The 541-nt window shown below is 72.5% G+C and carries 2 protein-coding genes; both read right to left on the bottom strand.

Annotated features, from left to right (window positions below; all coding sequences use genetic code 11):
* On the bottom strand, positions 1 to 153 hold a 153-nt coding region (tnpB, locus tag ACKUB9_RS34420; protein ID WP_407531206.1), incomplete at its 3' end, for an IS66 family insertion sequence element accessory protein TnpB.
* Positions 150 to 527, bottom strand: a complete 378-nt coding sequence (gene tnpA / locus ACKUB9_RS34415) for an IS66-like element accessory protein TnpA (protein WP_407531205.1) — start codon at positions 525 to 527, stop codon at positions 150 to 152. The genes tnpA and tnpB, both read right to left, overlap by 4 nt.
* Positions 528 to 541 lie beyond the last annotated feature (14 nt).

Below are 541 nucleotides of genomic sequence, written 5' to 3'. Positions count from 1 at the left end.
GCCGCGCCGGCCACGGAAGCAGAAGACGTGGCCGCTCAGGGGATCGCGCTTGAGCACCTCCTGCACCTGCAAGGCCAGGGAGGCGAAGCCCTTCCTCATGTCGGTGGGGCCGGTCGCCAGCCAGACCTTCACGCCGAGCGGAACCGGGATCATCGCGCCCTCAAGGCAGCGATCACCTCGCGCAACGCGCGGCTGTCGACCGCGCCTTCCACATGCACCCGATCGCCCGAGACCAGCTCGATCGCGATGCGGCCCGTGCGGCGTGCGGGCCGCTTGCGCGGCGGCGCGTCGTGGGCGCAGGCCGCAGGCTCGTCCGCCGGCGTCTCGATCCTCACCGGCAAGAAGGCCGGCGCGTCAGGTGCGATCCGCTCGCACAGCTGCTTGCGCCAGCGGAAGAGCTGGCTCACGTGCAAACCGGCCGATCGGGCGATCTGCGAGGCCGAGGTCCCCGGCTCGAGCGACAGGGCGACCAGCCGCTCCTTCTCGGCCTGCGGCCAGCGCCGGCGGCGCTCGACCGAGGTGATCACCTCCACTCGCGACG

The organism is Methylobacterium oryzisoli (assembly GCF_046557895.1).
Lineage (GTDB): Bacteria > Pseudomonadota > Alphaproteobacteria > Rhizobiales > Beijerinckiaceae > Methylobacterium > Methylobacterium oryzisoli.
The sequence above is the reverse complement of the archived record's forward strand: the minus strand, read 5'-3'. Positions and strand labels throughout refer to the sequence as shown.